Source organism: Rubrivirga litoralis, assembly GCF_031846415.1.
GTDB classification, from domain to species: Bacteria; Bacteroidota; Rhodothermia; order Rhodothermales; family Rubricoccaceae; genus Rubrivirga; species Rubrivirga litoralis.
Window position 1 is genome coordinate 1 of the sequence record NZ_JAVRHT010000085.1, and the last position, 1653, is coordinate 1653.

Consider the following 1653-nt stretch of genomic DNA (forward strand, 5'->3'; position numbering starts at 1 on the left):
AAGCCCCATGGACAAGAGACAAGTCAAAAAAGTCGCTCGGCTCCTGCTCGGCGGCGGGCTCGTCTTCGCCGGTACGAGCCACCTCACGGTCTCGCGCAAAGAGTTTCGAGCGCAGGTCCCGAACTGGGTGCCGCTCCCGATAGACACGACGGTCGTCGCCTCCGGCATCGCTGAGATCGCTCTCGGGGGCGCGCTCATCGCGACCGGCGAACAACATAGGGCGACGGTGGGGAAGGTCGCGGCGGGGTTCTTCACGGCTGTCTTCCCCGGCAACGTCTCGCAGTTCGTGAACCGCCGGGACGCCTTCGGCTTGGACACGGACGCGAAACGGTTTACGCGGCTGTTCTTCCAGCCCGCCCTCGTCTACTGGGCACTCAAGAGCACAGAGAGCGAGAGATCCTCTTAGGATGATGATTCACCCAAACACCCTCATGTCCAGTCCTCCGCCCGCCGACTACGCCGACCTCCGCGCGCTCGTCGTCAACTGCACGCTCAAGCCGTCGCCCGCCCGCTCGCACACCGACCTCCTGCTCCAGGTCCCCATCGGCATCTGGGAAGACCAGGGCGTCACCGTCGAGGCTGTCCGCGCCGTCGACCTCGACCTCGCGCCGGGCGTTCAGCCCGACATGACCGAGCACGGGGCCGACCGCGACGACTGGCCGGCGCTCTACGACAAAGTCGAGGCCGCCGACATCTTGCTCGTCGGCACGCCGATCTGGCTCGGCGAACGGTCGTCGGTGGCCTCGCGGCTCATCGAGCGGCTCTACGCCATGAGCGGGATGCTCAACGAGAAAGGCCAGTACGTCTACTACGGCAAGGTCGCAGGGTGTGTCGTGACCGGCAACGAGGACGGGGTCAAGCACGTCGCGCAGGGCGTGCTCTACGGCTTGCAACACCTCGGCTACACCATCCCGCCCCAGACCGACGCCGGATGGATCGGCGAGATCGGGCCGGGACCGAGTTACGGCGACGAGCGCGACGACGGCTCGCGGGTCGGCCTCGACAACGACTTTACGCGCCGCAACACGACGTTCATGGCGTGGAACGTGCTCCACCTCGCGCGGCTGTTGAAGGACGCCGGCGGGGTCCCGGCCTACGGCAACCAGGAGCGCGCGTGGGCCGACGGGGCGCGCTTCGGCTACGAGACCCCGGAGGACCGCTGACGCCCACGGCCCGCGGGCTGGCGGCCTGGTTCGCCGCCGACCACGGGACACCGCTGGCCCCATCTCGTCCAGGCCCGCCGCGTGCTCTACAGACCTCCGGCTCCGGTTTCCAGGTGAGCGGGACCGGATCCGTTTCCTTCTGAGAGGCTGTTTGGTACGGGAGGAGTCCCCCTCCCAGCTGCGCCGGCCTCACGGTTGTCCAGGAGGAGAACGTCCCTGCCGACATCGACGGCCGCCCCGCCCGGCGACCGCGGCTCGACGAGGCAGTCCGGCCGCGGTCCCAGCCCCGCGCACTCTGTGCCGTCCTCGACGCTTCGATGGGGCGGGGTGGGTGAGGCAGAGCGGACGAGACTTGAGAAACTGTTTGGTAGTGGTTCTCCTTCCTCTACCGGCAAAGGGCGGGGTGGGGGACGGACGTCGGAGCGGCCGCCTTCCCGACCTCCCCCCGCTGGGGAGAGGGGACTCGGAGCCGGGCACCAAACCGTCTCTG

Annotated in this window: 2 protein-coding genes; both read left to right on the plus strand. The window is 68.5% G+C overall.

What is annotated here, in order from left to right; translation table 11 throughout:
- Positions 1-7 precede the first annotated feature (7 nt).
- Positions 8-406, plus strand: coding sequence for a DoxX family protein (locus tag RM540_RS16255; RefSeq protein ID WP_314008972.1), 399 nt, complete (start codon positions 8-10; stop codon positions 404-406).
- A 25-nt stretch (positions 407-431) separates the two neighbouring features.
- Entirely contained in the window at positions 432-1163 is a 732-nt protein-coding gene (locus RM540_RS16260; RefSeq protein ID WP_311666070.1) for a flavodoxin family protein, read from the plus strand.
- Positions 1164-1653 lie beyond the last annotated feature (490 nt).